The 1,523-nt window shown below is 60.0% G+C and carries 1 protein-coding gene; it reads left to right on the plus strand.

Annotated features, from left to right (window positions below; translation table 11 throughout):
* Positions 1 to 111 precede the first annotated feature (111 nt).
* Entirely contained in the window at positions 112 to 1,230 is a 1,119-nt protein-coding gene (locus tag PU724_RS33680; RefSeq protein ID WP_354426072.1) for an IS110 family RNA-guided transposase, read from the plus strand.
* Positions 1,231 to 1,523 lie beyond the last annotated feature (293 nt).

Here is a 1,523-nt window from a genome sequence, read left to right on the forward strand (position 1 = left end):
TAAGACCGTATGTCCTTTCTGGTTGCCGGCTGTGAGGTGGTTCGCCCTACACTGGCAGTGTTGAAGCGAGGGTTGCTCGTCGAGCCTATCCTCATGCCAGGAGGACGAACCATGGAAGAATATAGCGAAGTTTTCGTAGGATTGGATGTTGCGAAGGACCGGCATGCTGTTGCTCTCGCCGAGAGCGGGCGTACGGGCGAGGTTCGATATGTCGGAGAGATATCCTCCGATAGTGCCTCAGTACGCCGCCTCGTCCGCAAGCTCGGGCGCCCGGGTGTACGATTGAGATTTTGCTATGAGGCTGGACCCACCGGATACGGTCTGAAGCGGGAGATCGAAGCGCTTGGCCACGAGTGCGCCGTGATTGCTCCGTCTCTGATCCCGCGCAAGCCTGGCGATCGGGTCAAGACGAACCGCCGCGATGCCGAGAAACTTGCCCGGCTGTTCCGTGCCGGTGAGCTGACGGAGATCTGGACACCTGACGCTGCTCATGAGGCTATGCGTGACCTGATCCGCGCTCGCGAGGCTGCGGTGAAGGATCGAACCCGCAAGCGGCAGGAGATTCGATCCTTCCTGTTGCGACATGGCAAGATTTACCCAGGCTTGAAGACCTGGGGGACGAGGTATCTCAGATGGCTGCATGGACTGAGTTTCTCATTCCGCAGTCAGCAAGCTGTCCTGCAGGAGTTGATCCTCGCGGAGACGCAGTGCCGGGAAAGAGCAGCACGCCTGGAAAAGGCAATCGAAGACGGCCTGCTCGACTGGCCACTCGCGCCGGTAGTCGAACGCTTGCAGGCTTTGCGTGGGGTCAAGCTCATTTGTGCGGCTACCTTCATGGTCGAAATCGGCGATGTACGCCGCTTTGCCAACCCGCGACAACTGATGGCTTATCTCGGACTTGTCCCCTCGGAGCGCTCGACCGGGGACGACGTTCGACGGGGCGGCATCACCAAGGCTGGGAATGCTCGAGTGCGCCGCGTCTTGGCTGAAAGCGCCTGGACTTACCGCTATCCGGCCAAACTGGGGAAAACAAAATACTTCGAAAGCCGTCACCTGCCTGAAGTCGTGCGAGACATAGCGTGGAACGCACAGGCGCGCTTGACCAAGCGCTACAGGGCCCTGATCGCGCGTGGCAAGCGCAGCACCGTGGCTGTGACCGCAATAGCTCGGGAGCTCGCTGCTTTCATGTGGGCCATCGCCCGAGCGGATGAGCAGCAGGCAGGAACCTGATCCTCGGTAGCGACGAAATAATAATCGCGCCTATCGGCGGGGACGTGGCATTGAATGGGGAATTTCCGGCACCGCTTTGTGGCCGGCAATGCCGACGCCCGTTGTAAGAGAGGACCAGCCCCGGACGATTACATGGACATGCGGTAACCAACCCGCGCATCAGAGCTTGTTCACCCGCGTCCCAGGCCACGTCTCCACCGATAGGCGCTCCGTCACTGAGAACCGACCGAGGAAATCGGTGTCGGGTGGATTATTGCGCAGATCGCACCTTGCAAAAGGACATCAGAGCGGTG

The sequence above is a fragment of the Mesorhizobium abyssinicae genome (assembly GCF_049887195.1).
Taxonomy (GTDB): domain Bacteria; phylum Pseudomonadota; class Alphaproteobacteria; order Rhizobiales; family Rhizobiaceae; genus Mesorhizobium; species Mesorhizobium abyssinicae.

Coding starts and splice junctions, on each gene's coding strand:
- PU724_RS33680 (WP_354426072.1), top strand. CDS start 112: ATGGAAGAATATAGCGAAGTTTTCGTAGGATTGGATGTTGCGAAGGAC.